Source organism: Microcoleus sp. Pol8_D6 (genome assembly GCF_036700965.1).
Taxonomy (GTDB): Bacteria; Cyanobacteriota; Cyanobacteriia; order Cyanobacteriales; family Microcoleaceae; genus Microcoleus.
Window position 1 is genome coordinate 51,829 of the sequence record NZ_JAUBPW010000006.1, and the last position, 19,678, is coordinate 71,506.

The 19,678-nt window shown below is 45.3% G+C and carries 17 protein-coding genes and 1 pseudogene; 10 read left to right on the forward strand and 8 right to left on the reverse strand.

Annotated features, from left to right (window positions below; translation table 11 throughout):
• Positions 1–288: 288 nt before the first annotated feature.
• Positions 289–1,206: a glycosyltransferase family 2 protein gene (locus tag QUA10_RS04165; RefSeq protein WP_333081351.1), complete on the reverse strand. Its 918-nt coding sequence runs from the start codon at positions 1,204–1,206 to the stop codon at positions 289–291.
• A gap of 86 nt (positions 1,207–1,292) precedes the next feature.
• Positions 1,293–2,123 carry a hormogonium polysaccharide biosynthesis protein HpsJ gene (gene hpsJ-B / locus QUA10_RS04170; RefSeq protein ID WP_333081353.1) on the reverse strand — a complete coding sequence of 277 codons (831 nt, stop codon included), beginning with the start codon at positions 2,121–2,123 and terminating at the stop codon, positions 1,293–1,295.
• 786 nt (positions 2,124–2,909) lie between these two features.
• Between hpsJ-B and rfaE2 the strand changes: the two genes are divergently transcribed.
• The 7 genes from rfaE2 (at position 2,910) to QUA10_RS04205 (ending at position 10,455) form a co-directional block, all read left to right on the forward strand.
• Entirely contained in the window at positions 2,910–3,413 is a 504-nt protein-coding gene (gene rfaE2 / locus QUA10_RS04175; protein WP_333081354.1) for a D-glycero-beta-D-manno-heptose 1-phosphate adenylyltransferase, read from the forward strand.
• A gap of 145 nt (positions 3,414–3,558) precedes the next feature.
• On the forward strand, positions 3,559–4,428 hold the full coding sequence (locus tag QUA10_RS04180) for an STAS domain-containing protein (protein WP_333056896.1): 870 nt from the start codon (positions 3,559–3,561) through the stop codon (positions 4,426–4,428).
• 55 nt (positions 4,429–4,483) lie between these two features.
• A complete protein-coding gene (locus QUA10_RS04185) occupies positions 4,484–4,861 on the forward strand; it encodes an STAS domain-containing protein (RefSeq protein WP_333081356.1) in 378 nt (125 codons plus the stop codon).
• A gap of 264 nt (positions 4,862–5,125) precedes the next feature.
• Complete coding sequence (locus QUA10_RS04190) at positions 5,126–5,524, forward strand: anti-sigma regulatory factor (protein ID WP_333081357.1); 399 nt, start codon at positions 5,126–5,128, stop codon at positions 5,522–5,524.
• Between the two features lie 302 nt (positions 5,525–5,826).
• On the forward strand, positions 5,827–6,846 hold the full coding sequence (locus QUA10_RS04195) for an ATP-binding SpoIIE family protein phosphatase (RefSeq protein WP_333081359.1): 1,020 nt from the start codon (positions 5,827–5,829) through the stop codon (positions 6,844–6,846).
• Entirely contained in the window at positions 6,843–8,426 is a 1,584-nt protein-coding gene (locus QUA10_RS04200) for an ATP-binding protein (protein WP_333081360.1), read from the forward strand. Before QUA10_RS04195 ends, QUA10_RS04200 begins: the two co-directional genes overlap by 4 nt.
• 556 nt (positions 8,427–8,982) lie before the next feature.
• Complete coding sequence (locus QUA10_RS04205) at positions 8,983–10,455, forward strand: MBOAT family protein (RefSeq protein WP_333081361.1); 1,473 nt, start codon at positions 8,983–8,985, stop codon at positions 10,453–10,455.
• A gap of 264 nt (positions 10,456–10,719) precedes the next feature.
• Here QUA10_RS04205 and QUA10_RS04210 read toward each other — a convergent pair whose 3' ends face one another.
• Positions 10,720–11,544, reverse strand: coding sequence for a sulfurtransferase (locus QUA10_RS04210; protein ID WP_333081362.1), 825 nt, complete (start codon positions 11,542–11,544; stop codon positions 10,720–10,722).
• Positions 11,545–11,570: 26 nt separating this feature from the next.
• Positions 11,571–12,536, reverse strand: a complete 966-nt coding sequence (locus QUA10_RS04215) for a hypothetical protein (RefSeq protein WP_333081363.1) — start codon at positions 12,534–12,536, stop codon at positions 11,571–11,573.
• A 485-nt stretch (positions 12,537–13,021) separates the two neighbouring features.
• Here QUA10_RS04215 and glmU point away from each other — a divergent pair, with 485 nt between their 5' ends.
• Entirely contained in the window at positions 13,022–14,410 is a 1,389-nt protein-coding gene (gene glmU / locus QUA10_RS04220) for a bifunctional UDP-N-acetylglucosamine diphosphorylase/glucosamine-1-phosphate N-acetyltransferase GlmU (RefSeq protein ID WP_333081364.1), read from the forward strand.
• 174 nt (positions 14,411–14,584) lie between these two features.
• On the opposite strand, the gene QUA10_RS04225 is transcribed toward glmU, so the two are convergent.
• On the reverse strand, positions 14,585–15,337 hold the full coding sequence (locus QUA10_RS04225) for a hypothetical protein (protein ID WP_333081365.1): 753 nt from the start codon (positions 15,335–15,337) through the stop codon (positions 14,585–14,587).
• 465 nt (positions 15,338–15,802) lie between these two features.
• On the opposite strand from QUA10_RS04225, the pseudogene QUA10_RS04230 reads away from it, so the two are divergent.
• Positions 15,803–16,573 (forward strand): annotated as a pseudogene (locus tag QUA10_RS04230) (IS1 family transposase).
• On the opposite strand, the gene QUA10_RS04235 reads toward QUA10_RS04230, so the two are convergent.
• The 3 genes from QUA10_RS04235 to QUA10_RS04245 all read right to left on the reverse strand — a co-directional run bounded on the left by QUA10_RS04235 (position 16,537) and on the right by QUA10_RS04245 (position 18,260).
• Positions 16,537–16,863 (reverse strand): hypothetical protein, encoded by a 327-nt coding sequence (locus QUA10_RS04235; RefSeq protein ID WP_333081366.1) that lies wholly within the window; start codon positions 16,861–16,863, stop codon positions 16,537–16,539. The pseudogene QUA10_RS04230 and the gene QUA10_RS04235 sit on opposite strands and share 37 nt — an antisense overlap.
• Before the next feature lie 233 nt (positions 16,864–17,096).
• Positions 17,097–18,032 carry an isoaspartyl peptidase/L-asparaginase gene (locus QUA10_RS04240; RefSeq protein WP_333081367.1) on the reverse strand — a complete coding sequence of 312 codons (936 nt, stop codon included), beginning with the start codon at positions 18,030–18,032 and terminating at the stop codon, positions 17,097–17,099.
• 72 nt (positions 18,033–18,104) lie between these two features.
• Positions 18,105–18,260, reverse strand: coding sequence for a DUF2256 domain-containing protein (locus tag QUA10_RS04245; protein WP_333081368.1), 156 nt, complete (start codon positions 18,258–18,260; stop codon positions 18,105–18,107).
• Positions 18,261–18,418: 158 nt separating this feature from the next.
• On the opposite strand from QUA10_RS04245, the gene QUA10_RS04250 reads away from it, so the two are divergent.
• Positions 18,419–19,411 (forward strand): RNA methyltransferase, encoded by a 993-nt coding sequence (locus QUA10_RS04250; RefSeq protein ID WP_333081369.1) that lies wholly within the window; start codon positions 18,419–18,421, stop codon positions 19,409–19,411.
• Positions 19,412–19,678: the final 267 nt, after the last annotated feature.

Consider the following 19,678-nt stretch of genomic DNA (forward strand, 5'->3'; position numbering starts at 1 on the left):
GTTTTTTCTGTTTTGTTGTTGCGAAAAAAGGAAGTTCTGCAACGGATTCGCTTTCTTCGGATTTAAGGAGTTTAATATTAATTCCGGTTGCATCGGAATGATTTAACCGCAGAGTACGCAGAGATCGCAGAGGAAGAGAAGAGAGAGATGAATAATTTCGATGCACACAGAAAGGATATAATAACTCTTCTAAATACTTAGGCTACCCCTCGATTCCGATCGGCGGGGGAACCGCGAGGGTATAAGTTCCCAATACTACCGCTAGGCGAGCGTACCTCTTACCAATTTTTAATTTCGAGTATCGGAAGCGCCAAGATTATAAGAAACTTTTGACTGCTCAACTGTTACTACTTCCGAAAGAGATTGTTCTGTCGATACCTCTAAAGCTGGCAGTGGTAGATGCTTCATTTCCCAAACTTTCAGCAAAATTAGATATTCATAAAAAGCTTGCAGCGTGCACCAAGCCAATCCCGCTTGGCCGTCAAGAAATCCGCCGAGTAAAATATACATATAGAAAAAGCGCACCACAGGCCGCAAAGGCAAGCGCAAAGAAAAATCTTTCAAAGCGCGGCGCCTTTCCACCTCTGACGCGCCAAACAATAAATCCCACCAATTTACTTGACCTGCTTCTAATTGACGGAGAGTTTCAGCCGCCTCGTCAGTCGAGTAGCGGTTGTGCTTTTCAATCCAGCGGGAAAGACCTTTGCTGCAAGTATAGTGAGGGTAAGTTTCCTTCAAAAAGTGAGTAGGCCCGTTGCAGACTTCCCGTTCAGTGTGACCGTAGTCAGTAAACCAAACTCGGTCTTTGCGAAAGAGACGCATTTGATAACGGGGATATTGAGTGCTGCGGCGAATCCAGCGCTCCATAAATATTACTTTTTCAGCTACGTAATAGCCGATATATTCTTGACTTTCGATCGCCTTTAAGCATTCAGCAAACAGTGCAGGCGTCATCCGCTCGTCAGCTTCGAGGATGTAAACCCATTCGTACTTGCACGGCACTTCTTGGAGCATCCAAGTCCGCTGGCGTCCGTGAGTTTCAAAGCGGTGCTGCACTGTTTGCACGGCATAGTTCTGAACAATCTCAAGGGTGCGATCGGTGCTGAAAGAATCAACTACAATGATATCGTCACAAAGCAGTGCCGATTCAATGCAAGCGGCGATATCAATCTCTTCGTTGTAAGTCAGAATATAAATTGAGAACATTCCCAGCTTTCAGTAAGGGCAAACTATTGGGTAAACAAACTATTTCTCAGGGATGTCTCGACCAGCGTGATCCCTGCCAGCGCTGGTCAATTTTTGCGGCGGCCGAACCGCAGAATTCCCATACTTCTCAATCCCGTCCAACCAACAGTAATGTAGCCTATCGCTAACAGCAAACTGGTGATTCCCGTCTGCAAACTCGAATTTCTCGATCGAGTTCTTAACTCTTTCTCTTTTTGTTGCTTGCGGGTGCGAATCTCATTACGAGCTTGAGTCGGAAGTGCTTGAGCTTGCTGTTCCAGGAACTTGTCAAGGGCTTTCGGGTCATTTTTCGACTCCTCCAGCACAGCTTTCAATTCCTTGGGAACCTCTGGACTCTTGAGTGCTTGTTGCAGCTTCCCGTTGTCTTCCAGCAGCGCCCCTATCTGGCTGCGACGCTGGCTTTTGAGCTGTTCTACCTGAGCTTTAAATTGAGGGCTTTTAAGTTGTGCCTCAAGTTGACCTTCCGCTTGTCCCGCTTCTTGATCGACTTGAGCCAGAGCATCCTTGAGTTCCAAACGAGTATTGTTGAGGTGAACGGGAACCAGAGATAGGTAAAGTAGACCTAACAAGCTGGAAATCAACAGCGCCCAGAATCGCAAGTCCAGCCAAACGTTGCGTCGCTCAATAGAGACTCCACTGCTGCTGTCCACCCAAAAGCCAGTCATCAGGAGGGCAATACCGATCAAAGGAATAATGCCCTTGTCAACTATCTGAGTTGCTGCAGTCAACTGCCAGCCTCGATTGAGAAGGTCTGAAGTTTCTCCCGGCAGCGACAGAACAATGCAGTCAAGCAAAGCAGAGAGAATCAAGATAATCCCCACTACTTTGAGAGTTCGAGCAGCTACTGAAGAAAATTGACGGCTATTACTTGCTTTCATAATTCGTGTTAGATAATTCTACACCCTTAGATTCAAGGGGGTATTTGAGTGGATTTTGTTGAACGAGTTTAGCTATTTTCCACCAAAATAGCTGCTTCGAGTACCGAACTCGACTTTCCTCTGGGTTTTCACAGGCTGCGGTTACGACCCAAAAGGTCGAGTTTTTGCACAGCTATATAGAGTTGGACACAGAAGTCTGTGCGCTTCTGGGTTGGCTGTAAAGCTTGGTCAAGATTGCGCCCAGACACGGCAGCAAGCAACTGCTGGCTTCTTCTATAGTCTGACGAATCCAGCGTAAAGATGAGTTCTGCACGCTTGGGTTCGGTGCTTTTAACTAGCTTTCGCTCGCGCGGCGGTGTCAGAAATAATAGACACAGGAGGAGCGCGTTTCGTTGGGTTTCACCCCCTAGGGCTCTCACTCCCCGATCGCCTGCCCGATGCAGGGGAACTAAATCCCTTGTCTTATAGTAATTGATATAAGAGAGGGCGGGAATAAATAATTGTTTACCAACTTTTTTAACGTCCAATTACCAACAGCAGGATATGGCAGTTACCGATAGACGACTAGCTGTTTTTTACTGGAAATTATGTTTTCCAAATCAGCTTCGCCGTTGGTAACTTTTACTTATATTTTTTAGTTTAACAGTTACCAATTACTAATTAATAGTAAGTCAGAGATAACTATTAATTAGTGGAAAATAGACTGATTTATTTTTTAATAACGAAAGTGCAAACTATCACATTTTTTGGTAGGATAATTTTGAGTGCTGTTAAAATTGGGTGGTAATGACTGCAATGATTTCTGATGTTTATACGTTGAGAGAACTTGAAAGATTGATCGCATCCGATCCGGACAAGTGGCGTCCGATCGTGTTTACTAACGGCTGCTTTGATATCCTGCACTGCGGTCACGTCCGCTATTTGCAGGCGGCAAAAAATTTGGGGCGATCGCTCGTGGTGGGATTGAATAGCGACGCCAGCGTGCAAGCTATCAAACCGCAGCAGCCGGGATTGCCACCCCGCCCGATCGTACCGGAAAATCAGCGAGCCGAAGTGTTGGCCGCCCTCAAACCAGTAGACGCCGTAATAATTTTTGCCGAGATTACAGCAATTAAACTGATAAATATCCTGAAGCCTGATATATACGTTAAAGGAGGCGACTATCAAGTCGAAACTCTGCCGGAAGCACCGGCTGTTATCGCCGGAGGTGGCAAGATTTCCTTAATCGAAATAGAAGTTCCGAGTTCTACCAGTGCGATCGTCAAACGCATTTTACAATTAGGTACTTAACCCTCGATCGCAAACAGCAAACAGTGAGCTAAACTCAGAAGTTGCCCCATCATCAAAAAACACGCTTGGTGCGCGCGTGCGAAGCTATCCCGTAGGGAATCGCTCGTACAACTTCATTCCAATTGCTAAGCAGGAGATAATTTTAATGGAACTCACAAGCAATAACACGATCGCGGAAATCCTACAAAGACACAAAGCAGAGTTACTAGCAGACTGGCTCAAAGAACTGCAAAATACCGGGCTGCGGCGGGACGACTTGATGAGAGCCAAAGAATTGCGCTCCGAGTGTCAAGAGTTCCTGCAATTGCTCCACATTGCAGTGGGGCACGGTAACTTTAGCGACATCCAGACACCCGAATGGGAAAATATGCGGGTGTTGCTAGCAGAAGTTTCGCGATCGCGCGTTCAGAGAGGCTTTACTCCCTCAGAGATAGCGAGTTTCATTTTATGCTTCAAAAAGCCATTGTTTGATCGGCTTTGTCATGAACTGACACAAAACCGCGACGCACTTGTCGAACAACTTTGGCTTTCCACCAGTTTATTAGACCAGCTAGGCCTTTGGGTGACAGAAATTTTTCTCAAAGCTCGCGAAGAAGTCATCGAACGCCAGCAGCAAGAAATGCTCGAATTGTCAACACCCGTAGTCAAACTTTGGCAAGGCATTCTCGCTTTACCCATGATCGGGACTCTCGACAGTGCCCGCACTCAAATAGTAATGGAAACTCTGTTGCAGGAAATCATGGAAACCGGCTCAGAATTTGCAATTTTAGACATTACAGGCGTGCCGACAGTTGACACTTTAGTTGCTCAACATTTATTAAAAACTGTCGCCGCCGCCCGTTTAATGGGTACTGAGTGCATCATCAGTGGCATTCGTCCGCAAATAGCTCAAACCATAGTTCATTTGGGAGTTGACTTGCAGGATATTCTCACAAAAGCTACTTTAGCAGATGCTTTTAAGGTCGCGTTGCAGCGCCAAGGTTTAACTATAAAAAATCTTAAAGAGGAAAGATAAACATATTGCATTCTGACAGGTAAACCCAAGTAAAACTTAACGAATAGGTGAATTTGTGGAACGAATACCGATTCTTCAAATGGGAGAATTTTTGCTAGTAACAATTCAGGTAGATATGCATGATCGCTTAGCAATGACGCTGCAAGATGACCTGACAAACCGCATCGTCAAAACAGGTGTCAAAGGTGTGTTAATAGAAATTTCTTCTCTCGAAATTGTTGATTCTTTTATCGGTCGTATTATCAACAATATCGCTAGTATGTCGCGAATTTTAGATGCGGAAACAGTTGTGGTCGGGATGCAGCCAGCGGTTGCTATTACGCTCGTTGAGTTGGGACTTTCCCTGACAGGAGTTCGCACAGCTTTAAGCGTTGAAAAGGGCATGATTTTGTTGCGAAAATCCTTGGGTTTGTCTCTTGACGAGCAAGCGTAAGCAGTCGATTAATTGTCCCCTGACTAAGGCACAGGCAGTCAATAAAGCTAGTTTTTTTGTAGATACCTTGTTGACAAACTGAAGATTTCTTAGGAGAGGGCTTACGCACTCAAGGGGGTTAAATCAAGGGTTTGAGATTCCTGCACTATCTTCTCTTTTGAGAGAAAATCGTAGTAAGTGCGTAAGTCCTATTAGGAGAAACTAAGTTGATGAGCGTAAGTCCTATATTTTGGGGAGAAGTTCTATTTTGGTACAGTAGCCGCCATGTCAAAACGTGAGACACTAGAAATCCGATCGTCATCCGATATAGTCCACGTCCGACAGCAAGTGCGAACTTGGGCTGTAGCAATGGGATTCGGTTTATTAGACCAAACTAAAATCGTTACCGCAGCCAGCGAACTCGCCCGCAATACTGTAGAGTACGGCAAAGGGGGAACTGTAACTCTTGAAACGCTCGAATTAGGAACGCGCAAAGGGCTACGACTGATATTTGAAGATAAGGGGCCGGGAATTCCAGACATCGAATTGGCTATGACTGACGGTTATACTTCTAATCAGGGTTTGGGTTTGGGGCTCAGTGGTTCTAAACGGTTAATGCACGAATTTGAGATTGTTTCCAAAGTGGGTAAGGGGACTAAAATTGCGATCGTCCGCTGGCGGTGAACCAGTAATAGGATTTGAGAGTTGAGATTTTTGATTAAACCATTGGGAATGACCGAAAGTATCCAGGATACAAGCCCCCGGATGAATCCGTGGGGTTAATGCTTCAATTCTAAAATCTAAAATCTAAAATCTAAAATCGATTGAGTGAGGACGATCGGGGTTTGGAGCTTGCGTATAGTTGTATTATTTTTTAAATTGGTATAAAGAGTAACAAGCAAAGCCAAGAAGTGATTCTTGGAATCCCACACCATACCCGGAGAGGGTTGGCGTATGGAGGATTTCATTATGAGAACTGATAAAAAATGATAGATGCCGTAGCCTTGCCCGTAACAGAAGAAAGTCAAGTCGGAGAAGCGCGGCGAATCGCAGTCGCCCTGGCGGCCGAAGTCGAATTTAACGATACCGATCGCGGTAAAGTAGCAATTGTTACCACCGAAGCAGCAAAAAACGTGGTCAAACACGCCCGCGAAGGAGAAATTTTGCTGCGAACATTAAAAACAGCGGCAGGATATAGCATTGAAATAGTAGCGCTAGACCGGGGGCAGGGCATGGCAAATGTCGCGCTGTGTCTGCGGGACGGTTTTTCTACAGCGGGAAGCCCTGGAACTGGATTGGGGGCAATTAAACGCCTCTCTACTTTTTTTGATATTCATTCTGTACCAAAACTCGGGACAGCCTTATTAGCGCGGCTGGAACCGACCCAAAATAGCCGGGAAGCCTTCCAAAACAGCAATTACTTGGAATTTGGGGTCATCCACTTGCCCAAAGTAGGAGAGCAAATTTGCGGGGATTCCTGGGCGGCGGTAAATCACCTTGACAAAAACCTGATTTTAGTTGCAGACGGGCTCGGCTACGGGGATTTGGCGGAGGAAGCGTCTCGCGAAGCAGTGCGGGTATTTCAAGAAAACGCCAAACTCGGGCCGAAAGCAATTTTAGAGAAGGCGCACACTGCTTTAAAAAATACCAGAGGAGCGGCTGCGGCGATCGCCCAAATAGATCCTACCCAACAAACAATTTGTTTTGCCGGAATTGGCAACATCAGCGGTGTAGTTGTCACAGATAACCAAAACCGCAGCATGGTTTCCTACAACGGCACAGTTGGACATATGATGCGAAAAGTAGCAGAATTTGTCTATCCTTGGTCGCAGCAGTCCCTACTCATCATGCACTCCGACGGTTTGGCGGCGCAGTGGAATTTAAACCGCTACCCGGGTTTAGCCTCCAGACATCCTGCTTTAATCGCAGCCGTGCTCTACCGGGACTTCAAACGCACTCGCGATGACATGACAGTTATAGTAGCCAAGGTGAGAGAAGCAGCGTGAGTTACCCAATCCTGACGACGGAAGTCCGCTTTGAACAAGACATCGTACAAGTACGCCAAAGAGCTCGCCAAATTGCTAAAGGGCTGGGATTCGATTCCCAAGTACAAACCCGCATCGCCACAGCAGTTTCCGAAATTGCCCGCAATGCTTTCAAATATGCAGGCGGTGGCAAAGTAGAATTCATTGTGGAAGGGGAATCGCCCCAAATTTTTCGGACTCGGATTTCTGACACCGGGCCGGGAATTGCTGATTTACCGGCTGTGTTAAGCCCCAATTTTCGATCGCAAACCGGCGCGGGACTTGGTTTAGCTGCAGCGAAACGGTTGATGGACGAAGTGAAAATCGACTCTGGGCACGATCGCGGAACGGCTGTACAATTAATTAAACAGTTTTCCAAAAATATGCCTGCGCTGAGTGCGATCGAACTAAATCAATTAGTTGACAAACTAGCGCGCCAAATTCCCGAAGATCCCTATGCCGAAATTCAGCAGCAAAATCAAGAATTACTACGCACTTTAGACGAACTCCGCCAGCGTCAAGAAGAACTCGTACAATTAAATCAACAACTAGAAGATACCAATCGCGGAGTTCTGGCACTCTATGCTGAATTGAACGACAAAGCCGAATCTCTCCGGCGCGCCAGCGAACTCAAAACCAGCTTTCTCTCCAATATGAGCCACGAGTTTCGCACTCCGCTAACGGCAATTATGAGCCTTTCCGAAATATTGTTAAATCGTCTCGACGGAGAACTTTCAGCCGAACAGGACAAGCAAGTAAATTACATTTACAAATCCGCCGAGTCTCTCGCAGAACTTGTCAACGACTCGTTAGATTTAGCCAAAGTGGAAGCCGGAAAACTAACTGTTCGCGTGGCTGATTTTGAAGTCGAAGATTTGTTCAGCGCCCTGCGAGGAATGATGCGCCCCCTGCTTCCCCCAAACTCTGCCGTTTCTATAATTTTTGAAGATCCTATCGAACTTCCAATCCTTACAACCGACGAGGGAAAAGTTTCTCAGATTTTGCGAAATCTGATTTCTAATGCCCTCAAATTTACCGAAGCAGGTGAAGTTCGAGTTGCTGCGGAAATAGGAGAGGAGGAAACAGTTACTTTTTCAGTAGCAGATACCGGCATCGGCGTTGCCCCAGCCGATCAAAGGCGGATTTTTGAAGAATTTGTCCAACTCGAAAATCCCTTGCAGAAGGGCGTCAAAGGCACGGGATTGGGATTGTCTTTGTGCAAAAAACTGGCGGAATTTCTAGGGGGAAGCATTGAAATCACAAGTTCACCCGGAGTGGGTTCGACTTTTTTTGTTACACTGCCGATTCTGTATCCTGGAGAGGAAGAAAACCCTTTGGAAATGTCGGCTGCTAAGGGAGATGAAATATCGCTGGCAAGCTCAAATTCTCGTAGCTTGCGGGGTTCCGGGCGCTCGCCAGCGGCAGATTCAGCAGCAAAAGTTTTGATTGGGGATGATGAAGATAGTTTTTCGGTATTTGCTGAAAAACTTGCTGGCAGAAATTCATTGTACTGCGATATAAACACCCACGGTGCTGCAAATTTGCGCTCGGCAGCTCTTTGAGCAACCGCCAGCAATTTTTATCGACATTATGATACTGACTCTGACCGAATTTGAGGTTTGAGAAGGGTTGAAATGCGATCGAACTACTTGTCAAATACCTGCTATCGTGATGAATTCAAAACATTTTGGGTTACATCACTTTTTTGCTGTACGGGATACTAGGCTTGCACGGTGAAAAATATTATTCCGATGCGAAGGGAAACGATATCAGGAATTGTAGCTTTTGAGAACTGAAGTCGGATGCTGCGAACGTAATTATATTTTTTTCACCAAATTTTATATTGTTCGTAACAGAGTTAATTTATAGCAAGCAAGATTTATTTAATTTGCAACAGAATTTAACTTTGTGCTGTAAAATGTAGCAGTTCTCAGTTGCAGACTATATAGTAGGGACTTACCGAGGGCCTATTTTCGTGTCGGCGATCGGCTAAAATCCCTGATAAATCTCGTTCTTAGCAAAGTCTCGATTAATAAAAATAATGCCACAGTAGACCCGTAATCCAAACCCATACAAAATAAGCCATTCCCAATTCTAAAATCTAAAATCTAAAATGGTATGACTTTCATCTCCCTTCAATATGCCCTGTTTCTGTTAGTTTTGTTCGCGGCTTACTGGTTGGTTCCGGTGCGGTGGTGGCGGCTGTTTATCATGCTGGCGGGTAGTTTAATTTTTTACGCTTCGCTGCAAATTTGGTATATTCCTCTGCTGTTAGTCGGGGCTTTGTTTAATTACTGCTTGGCGATGGCGATTGGGGAACCTCTGGATTGGCGGATTGCTAATGAATCTTGGAACCGCCGCCGTTTGTTGCTGCTGTGGATAGGTATCTGCCTGAATGTGTTGCTGCTTCTGGGCTTTAAGTATGTGCCTTTTTTATTGAGTTCGATCGGCACTTTGTTCAATTGGCCTGTAGCTATCGACGGGGCTGACTGGGTGAAAAGTCACGTCATTGCACCTTTGGGATTGAGTTTCTTTTGCTTTGAGTGCATTGCTTATTTGATTGATGTGTACCGAGGCGCGCCTGCTGCTACTTCGCTGCTGCACTTTGCGGCTTACAAATTGTTTTTTCCCAAGTTGATTTCCGGCCCGATTACTCGGTATCACAACTTGATCTATCAACTGAAAACCCAGCAATTTCCGACGCCCGATCGCATTTCTGAGGGGCTTTGGACGATCGCCTTTGGTGCAGTAAAAAAAGGTCTTTTCGCAGATAACTTAGGAATCTATGTCGATTTAAGTTTTACCAACTTGCAGCGGGCGGGTAGCGAGGATTTGTGGCTGGCTATTTTTGCTTACGGGCTGCAACTTTATCTCGATTTTAGCGGCTATGTTGACATGGCGCGCGGTACTGCTTTGCTGCTGGGTTGGTATTTGCCACCAAATTTTGATTTTCCTTATTTTAGTGCCAGCATAGCTGATTTTTGGCGACGCTGGCACATGACTTTAGGCGATTGGCTACGCAATTATTTGTATTTTCCTTTGGGCGGTTCGCGAGTCGGTTTGTGGCGCACTTGTCTGAATTTGTCGATCGTCATGTTAATTGCGGGAATTTGGCACGGGGCAGCTTGGGGATTTATTGTGTGGGGGGGTTTACACGGTTTGGCTTTGGCAGTTCACAGGCTGACTGATGTGCTGTTTAAGCGGTTGCGGATCGAGTTTTTGTGGGAAAATCCGATCGGTATTGCGATCGGTTGGCTGTTGACTCAGGCGATGGTTTTTGGTAGTTGGATATTTTTCCGTCTTCCAGATTTAAAGGATTCTGGATGGGCGATTTCGCATTTATGGGGACACACTGCTGACGTGCAGTTTGCTGAGAAAGTTTATGGCGAAGCTTTGGGTTTGGAAAGAGTGCATTTAACTTGGATGTTGGCGGCTTTGGCTGCAGCGATGCTGGGGAATTATGCGTTGAGTCGGGGTTTAAAATTGGAGTTAAATTGGCCGCTGAAATTGGTGTTAGTGCCGCTTTTTTTGTATGCCGTTTGGGTGTTGGCTCCCGAAGGGGGTTTACCTTATATTTATTTTGATTTTTAGGGTATTATAGCCGCAGGAAGAAGGAAGAAGGAAGAAGGAAGAAGCAATAAAATCAATCGTTTCAGGCATTAACAACGTCCTAACGGTCTTGGCGGTTGCTATATTTGATTTTCCTTTTATTGCCCGTAAAGTGCGCTAGGCGCACCATACAACTACATTGAGGAGCGCCGAAGTGATTCCCCGCTTTGGTGCTCGGTGCCCACCCTACAACTCACAGTCAACAGTCAACTGTCAACTGTCAACAATCATCTCGATAAGTGCACCCTATAACTGATAAGAGCACCAGTCGCTCCAGCTACCCACATAAAGTTTAGCATTGGGAATCCCAGTGATTTCTAAAGACAGTAAATTAACGCAAGCCGTCACCCCGGAACCGCAATAAACGATGATTTCTTCCGCTTTTTCTAATTCCGTCCACCGGTGTTTTTGTTCCGAGGTCGATCGCACTTTTCCAGTTTCATCCGTCACCCCTTGCCAAGGATAGTTAACCGCACCCGGAATGTGACCTGCAATGGGGTCAATCGGCTCCCGCAAACCTTCATATCTCTCGCTTTCTCGCGAATCAACCAAAACCTTTCCCGGCAAGTCTTTACGCTCTTTTACCGCCTCAATATCTACCGCCAAATCCGGCTGCAAGTGAGCAACAAATAGACCCTCGCGGGGGTCTGGCAAAATATTTGTTACCGGATAGCCCGCCGCTTTCCATGCGTTGAAACCGCCGTCTAACAAAGCGACGTTGCTGTGTCCCATATATCGCAGCAGCCACCACAAACGAGCGGCAAAAGCCAGCCGCGAATCGTCATAAGCTACGACTAAAGTTTCTTGTGAATTAATACCGATCGCGCTCAATTTCTCAGCTAATTCTTCAATATTTGGCAGCGGATGTCTACCGCCATGTTTGCCAACTGAACTGGCAAGATCGCGGTTTAAATCTAAATAGAAAGCTCCCGGAATGTGACTTTCTTGATATTGTTTTTGTCCCAATTCAGGGTCGGCAAGGGAAAACCGACAGTCAATAATTACAACTTGCGGATTGTCGGTATTGGTGGCTAACCATTCAGGAGAAACGATTAAAGTATTGTCAGTCATGATTTTTCACATCTATCTTTTAACATTTATCGGGAAGGAGCTTTTTTATCTGGTTCTGCTTTGTCGGTACGAGATTTTTTAGAATTTGCTTTCTCCGAAGCTCTTTTTTCAGAATTTGATTTTTTAGGAGTTGCTTTTTCCGAAGGTGATTTTTCGATGGGTGCGGGAGTTGGAGTTGGCAGAGGGGGAGTTACGGCTGCTTCTTGAGCGTAAAGCAGATATTTCTGATACTCGATTACTTTTGATTGAGCTAGTTGATGGTTGGGGCTAGAAACTGGTACTCTTCTCATTAATGAGACGGCTTCTTGCCAACGATCAATAACTGTAGTCCAATCGGCCTTGGTTTTTGCCGATCGCCCTAACTCTGCTGCTTTGAGTGCGCTGTTAACGGCTTCTCGAAAAGTATCTGGTGCAGCATCCGGTGCAGTTGCTAAATTTGCTGTTTCATCGGGATTATTCCCCGCAGTTGCTGTCGGCTCGTTTAAAATCTTACCGACAAACGCCGCCACGGCGATCGCCAACATACCCGTTACTAGCCCGACTACAATGAAAGTCGATCGTAGCCGATTCTCAAATGCAGCAAGTTCCGGCGGTTTTTCCTCCTCAAAATTGTTCTCCATCTCTGTGCGATCGTCCATATTAGCAACAGCAGTATTTTGTACAGATTCTCCTGCAAAGCTCTGTGGTTCAAAAGTGCTATTCTCCAAACTAAACTCTTGACTCCAAGCAGCAGCAATCTGACCGCTTTCTCGCCCCTCAACCTTCACTTTACGAATCGAATCCGGCTGCAAATTCGTCAGCTCGGTGCGAAAAAAATCAACTAATGTATCTTCTTTCGGTACTTGCTCGGCCTCAAAAATTACATCCAAACAGTCGCCGTCGAGATTCGCCGAGGCTGTGATGCCTTCAGATTGCAACTGGCTATTGAGCCAAGATGCGATAGCCTGCGGATTTCCCTGCTTGGCAAGTTCCTGAAAATTAAGCTCTGTCATAGCTCGACACCTGATAACACAGAAGATAGAAGGTAGAAGGAAGAAAAAATGAAAAAGTCAGAAATAGTTTTTTGGAGTTTAAAACACAATAACTGAAATTCAACAAATAGTATAATGTATCGTGGCAAATCCCAGCCCACAGATGCAAATTATCACTCTCGCTAGGCCTGGCATCCCTTGGGGCAGGACTTGCATTCCTTGCTAAAAACCGAATTCAGGTTTTTGGTGATGAATCCAAGTTCTCTCCCTCAGCCGTCAAATACTGCTGCTGCAACCAGGTTTTTGATACCGGGCGCGCCAGTCCAGATATTGCAAGCATCGCCCCTAAAACCAGCATCCGCCTGGAAAAATTCTTGATCGCGCGGATGCGAGATGGGAAATTTTAGATTAAAAAATTGTGCGATCGCAGTGCCATCGGCGGACAGCGAGTGATATCATCAGTTAGTCAATATTCAAGTTTTTATAGCAAATAACTCGATCGTACAATGGTAGCAATAGCAATTTTAGCGGCTGGACGCGGCACGCGCATGAAATCTGACTTGCCTAAAGTTCTACACGAATTAGGCGGTCGATCGCTGGTTGAGCGAGTCCTCCAAAGTTGTCAAGAAATTCAAATTACGAGGCGACTTGTCATCGTCGGTTATCGAGGTGAACTCGTTAAAGAATCCCTGATTCGAGGTCAAGAAAGATCAGGAAAAAATATTCAATCTCCTCCCCTAGAATTTGTCGAACAAACCGAACAATTGGGAACAGGTCATGCCATTCAACAATTGCTGCCTCACTTAGAAGGATTTCAAGGAGACTTGCTGGTATTAAATGGGGATGTACCTTTGCTGAGGGCAGAAACTCTTAAACAATTGATGGTAATTCACAAACAGCACCAAAACTCTGCTACTTTATTGACAGCTAATTTGCCTAATCCTCAAGGGTACGGCCGAGTATTTACCGACAGTCAAAACTTAGTCCAGCAAATTGTAGAAGACCGCGACTGCACACAAGCTCAAAAGCAAAATCACCGAATTAATGCAGGTGTTTACTGTTTTCACTGGCCGGATTTAGAGAAAATTTTGCCAGAATTGAAGGCAGACAATGACCAAAAAGAATATTACCTAACTGACACGGTAAATTTTCTCAATCCGGTGATGGCGGTGGATGTGGAAGATTATCAAGAAATATTGGGAATTAACGATCGCAAACATTTAGCTACAGCTTGCGATATTTTGCAAACGCGGGTAAAGGACAAGTGGATGAAGGGGGGAGTGACGCTGCTAGATCCCAACAGCATTACGATCGACGATACCGTAGAGTTGCAGCCCGATGTGGTAATTGAACCGCAAACTCACTTGCGGGGAAATACTTCGATCGCCTCTGGGAGTCGCATCGGCCCCGGCAGCTTGATCGAAAACAGTCAGATTGCAGAAAATGTGACTGTGCTTTATTCGGTAGTTTCTGACAGTATGGTTGCTGAAAATTCCCGCATTGGCCCTTACGCCCACTTGCGGGGACACGCAGAAATTGGGGCGAACTGCCGCGTCGGCAATTTTGTAGAATTGAAAAATACTCAAATCGGCGATCGAACTAATGTAGCTCACTTGTCTTATTTAGGCGACGCGACTTTGGGAGAAAAAGTCAACATCGGTGCTGGGACAATTACGGCGAATTATGACGGAAAAAACAAGTACAAAACTCAAATAGGCGATCGAAGTAAAACTGGTTCTAACAGCGTGCTGGTTGCACCGATAACTGTGGGGGAAGATGTTACTGTAGCGGCGGGTTCTGTGGTGACAGAAGATGTGCCGAATGATTGTTTAGTAGTGGCCCGTTCCCGGCAAGTTGTCAAACCAGGTTGGAAGTTGAAAGAACCTAAAAAGTGAACCATTGTTCACTTTTTAGATGATCAGTTTCCACCCAATCGCGAGTTTCGCACTGGATACCAAAGAAACCGGGTTTTTATACCGGAAGCGATGCCAATCTAGAAGAGATTTTGGTGAAAAACCCGGTTTCTGCGTAAGTCCGCCACCTTGAGAAATCGGGTTGATCGCGATCAGCTATTTTTGGTTATTTTGCTGGTGCAAATAGTTGTTAATCGCTTTAGCGATTTTTGCTTGCTGGTATGGGTTCATCGTGCGGGGTAGGGAGATGCGAGAGCCTCCACAAACTAACAGTCTGATTTCGTACCAAGTGTCATTATCCCGATCTTTTGTTCGATCGACTTCCACGCCATAAATCTCGCACAGAGAGTATTCCGTTACTTTACGTGCCAACAAACCCCGCTGTTTAACAGTCAAGGTGTTTAAAGTTCCATCGAAGCTGTAGATTTCATTATTTCTCAAGACGATCACTGCGATTCCTGCGAGCAAAAATATGCCTCCTGTCCATCCCAACCAGCGATCGTCTTGGCTTAAGCGCAGCAATCGATTTTTTGCATTTTTAACAAAAAAATTAATGTCAGAAGCCACAGCGTTTTGGGTTCCCCAATTAGTGGAGTTAGCAGTGAAAGGAACATTGCCAACAGAAGTCAAAAGTACAACTCTGGTTTTATAGCCACATCTTTCAACTTTAGCTCCCCGCAAAGAATCCAGCTCAATTTCTTTGATGTTCGATCCCAGTAAATTCGATCGCACAATCTGGCACTTTCCTTGTTTTGCCTGCAATCGCTGGCAGCTCAGACTTGCTGCATGATAGTCAAAAGTCAGCGATATCAGTCCCAATGTCATGAATAAACAACTAGGGAACCAAAAATCAAATATGCTTTGAGTCTGAATTATTAATTCACTTGCTGTTTCCTTGATTTTTTTCATTTATCTCACCTTTTGATTCCCAAAATGAGGCTACAGATCGACTTCCTGACCTGGATGAGCCAAATTGTTAACTTATATATTATTTGAAGTCGTTTTTTGCCATGACCCCTTTTATTTTGCTAATAGATTAGCACTAAAATCTCTGGCCGACAACCAAGGTCGCGAGTTTACCTGTGGCTGAGTTTAAAATAGCTTTCCATGATTTAAAGTACATGAATCTTAAAAATATATTAATTATGTTATGGGTAATGAAACGTTAGTTTCGCGCTCCGTAGGAATGTAATCACCCAAGTGAGTAGAGGTTTACATTTTGTTACATAGTCAGGTTTATTTGCGCCTACTGAATTATCGTTAAGCTAATCCGCATTTAAATTGCATGGTCAAATAAACTTTCAGTGGCGTTGCATAATTATAGTATGAATATAGGGAATCACCATGCAATGTCCTGAGTGTAAATAAACCAATATCCGTAAAAACGGTAAGAAAAAAGGAAAATAGAACCACATTTGTGTCAAATGTGGCCGTCAATTTATCGATGATTATGAGTACCAGCGAGGTTACAGTGAGACTGTGAAACGGGAATGCCTAAAAATGTACGTCAATGGTAAGCTGTTCTACATTTAAATTGTCTGTTAAAAAACAATCAAAGTCTTGTGGGGTGGGCGTCCCGCTCGCCCTGAATATACAATTTAAATGCGCGACAGCTTATGGGTTTTCGGGCGATTAGCGAATCAAGGGAGTTCATCACACCACCCTAATAACTTAGGTAAGACTTGTGGGAAAACTATTACCAGATGTTTATGACCCCGAAGTTATGCCAGAAGTCGGTGAGCTTGATGAATTACAGACTTATATCAAAAAAACACAAAATCTGGCTGTGGACAGCCGTTGACCACTTTCGGTCAGGAATTTTAGGATGGGTATTAGGAGATCATAGTTCCGAGACGTTTGAATCGTTGTGAGACAGGGTAAGTGCCTGGAAATACTATTTTTAGGTCACGGATGGATAGCCAGTCTATCCGATGTTTATTCCTGATGAAGATCACATCATTAGCAAGACTTATATGACACTCATTAGAAGATGAAAATACGAGGTTGAGACATTATCTGGCAAGACTACATCAGAAGACTCTTTATTATTCTAAGTGCGCGGAAATGCTCAGGCACTCTATTAAAGTATTAATACATTACCTAAAATTTCAGGATGTTCCCGTTCCGGCAGTATTTATACCTTGATTCAGCAACGCCGAAAATGTATAGAATGCCGTAGCAGGAAGCGTACTGCCATTCGGGATTTCTCTGGGAAAAACTATGAATAAAGTCAATACAGCCATCAAACTACTAAGCAGCAAAGCAATATAACAAGCAATTCGTCGTTTAGTGTAAAAGTAGGCAACAATTGGAACTGTAAAGGCAAGCACAGCACTTAACCATAGACTGCGCCTAGATAACTTGACCAACTTTTCTAATTTCTTTGGAGCGATCGGAGGTTGAGCGATCGCATTGAGAGTCTCCTGTTGAGTCATCGGTAGTGGCGGTGAGGAGGGTTTAAATTAACCTACCACACCGCCAATACATATATAGCGATCCTAAATGAATTGTGTAATTGTTGTAGGGGCCAACCCCCCGTGGTTGCACCGATCCTTGGGGGTAGGCATGGGGGCAATACCCCTACATATTGGTACTGACTTAGGATTGCTATATTCAGCAATTTGTCAACAATTTCCTAACTTTTAGGAGGATAATTTTGATCGCCATTTTAAGCAATAAAAATCAACGTTCCCTTGCTCATTTCCAAAGTATCACCCATTTCCATACCATTGTGAAAAGCACCCAAAATCACCTCGCTAGTTTTGCCTAAAGCGATCGCCCCGCTAGCATCAATTCCAATTGCGCCAAAATCCCGTTGACGTTCGTCAGCTTCAGTAAAAGAACGCTCAAAAGCAGCTTTCAAACTCAAACCATCCGTTACCCGAATCACAATTCGCGCGGCCAAACACTCGTCCATAATGTGCTCGCCAATCCCCGTACAGCTTACCGCCGCACTTTGGGCCGCGTAATTTCCCGCCGGCATCGCCGAGTCGCTAACCCGGCCAATGCGCTCAAAACCCTTGCCACCAGTAGAAGTCCCAGCAGCCAAGCGTCCATGCACATCCAAAGCTACGACTCCGATGGTCCCAACACCGGCCGGTTCGGCCACCACGTCAGCCATTGCTTTACTAAAATTGCCTTGGCGTTCCTGCATCCACTCGTGCAAACGCAAATCCGTCATCGGATCGTAAATCGGCAATTGAAGTTCTCGCAGCAATTCCGCCGAACCAAAATCAGAGAGAACTCGATCGTCCGAATGCTGCAAAAATTGAGCAAGTTCGATCGGATGTTGAACGCGAGAAACATTAATCGCCCCGCTGAAACGCTGCATCAAACCATCCATCAGCGAAGCACTCATCCGAATTTGACCGTCCGACTGCACCACAGAACCAGTACCGGCATTGAATCGCGGGTCATCTTCCAACAATTGGCACCCCCGCACCACTGCATCTACGGCACTTGCACCGTCTTTCAGCAGCGGATAAACTTCCTCCAAAACATCGTAAAGCGATTTCCGCACCGCCTCAATTCCGCCTTTACTGTGTAGAGAACTGCCGGCACCGCCGTGAATAACTAATTTTGGTTGCACTTGTTGCGATGCCATAATTTATAACCTAATAACCTAAAATTTTTCCTTTGCAATCTTAGCTTTGTTCGAGCAACTTGCCCTAAATTCTTAATCTTGAGCCGCCAAACGGCGGCGACGACAACGTTCCGAGCAGTATTTGACCTCATCCCAGCAGTCCGCCCATTTTTTGCGCCAAGTAAAAGGTCGATCGCACACTGAGCACATTTTTGTCGGTAAATCAGATTTCGATCGTTGCTTAGCCATGCTAATTTTGACAATAGATTAACTAATTCACATCTTGTACCATTTTTATGAACAGGCAAGAGGGGTGTTCCACAAGAGTTAAATTTGATTGTGGAACACGCATCTTGCCTGTTGCTAAGGAAACAACCTAATTTCTGCCAAACACCTCCCAAATAAAAATGCTCGAAAAGGCCGACGCCAACATCCGAATAGTCTTAGTCGAACCAGCAGGGCCCTTGAATGTGGGTTCTGTTGCCCGCGTGATGAAAAATATGGGTTTGCACCAATTAGTTTTGGTAAATCCCCAATGCGATTATTTAGGGGAAGAATCCCGACTGATGGCAGTTCGCGCCGCCGACATATTGGAAACGGCGAAAGTAGTCGAGAGTTTGCCCGCTGCTTTGGTTGGGTGTGTCAGAGCGATCGCAACTACAGGAGATGATAGTCGATCGTTGCCAACACAACTAGAAGAACCCGCAGAGGCATTGCCTTGGATCCTAGAAGCCCCCAGCGCCCTCATTTTCGGCCGAGAAGACTGTGGCTTGACCAATGCCGAATTAAACCGCGCTCAACGCCTGATCCGCATTCCCAGCAGCGATGCCTACACTTCCCTAAATCTCGCTCAAGCCGTCGCTATCTGCTGTTACGAAATATACCGGGAAGAAGGAAGAAGGAAGAAGGAAGAAGGAAGTTCGGCAACGGATTCTGTAACGGATGTAACGGATGTCAGTCCGATGTCCGTCGGAAGAGGGAAGAGGGAAGAAGATGCCTCGTTCCCCGGCTCAGCCGGGGAACGCATATCCAGAGGCTCTGCCTCTTCAATACCCGATGTCACAGATAATTTATCAACTTGTTACCAAGAACAACTTGCAACCCGCCAGACAGAAAATCCCTCAATTCCCCTCGCCAGTGCTCCCTTGGAAAATTTAGAGGGATATTACCAGCAACTAGAAACGCTGTTACTCAAAATAGGATATTTGCAGCAGCACACAGCAGCAAGCCGGATGGAAAAATTTCGGCGTTTGTACAACAGAGCCTATCCGACAGTGGATGAAGTCGCCATGCTGCGGGGCGTCCTCCGCCAAACAGAATGGGCAATCAAAACTTACCCACGAGAAGCAAATTCTGATACTCTGAATGGGGCGTTGCCGGAAAATCCAATGGATAGCTAGGAGAAATGCTGATAATTGGGGATGTGAGATTGACGATTTTTTTCACAGAGAACTTTCCTGCACCCACTTGTCACCTTCATAACAGGGTTTCTTGACTAAAAACCTAAGCTTTGCGATAATTTGCGAGCAATAAACCCGGTTGCTGATACCATGCAGCGTCTGGGGCAAATCTAAAATCTAAAATCTAAAATCTAAAATCTAAAATCTAAAATTGATTGGCTGGCAAGCTGAAAAATCTTAAACTTGAACTTTACATTAGTGATGAAG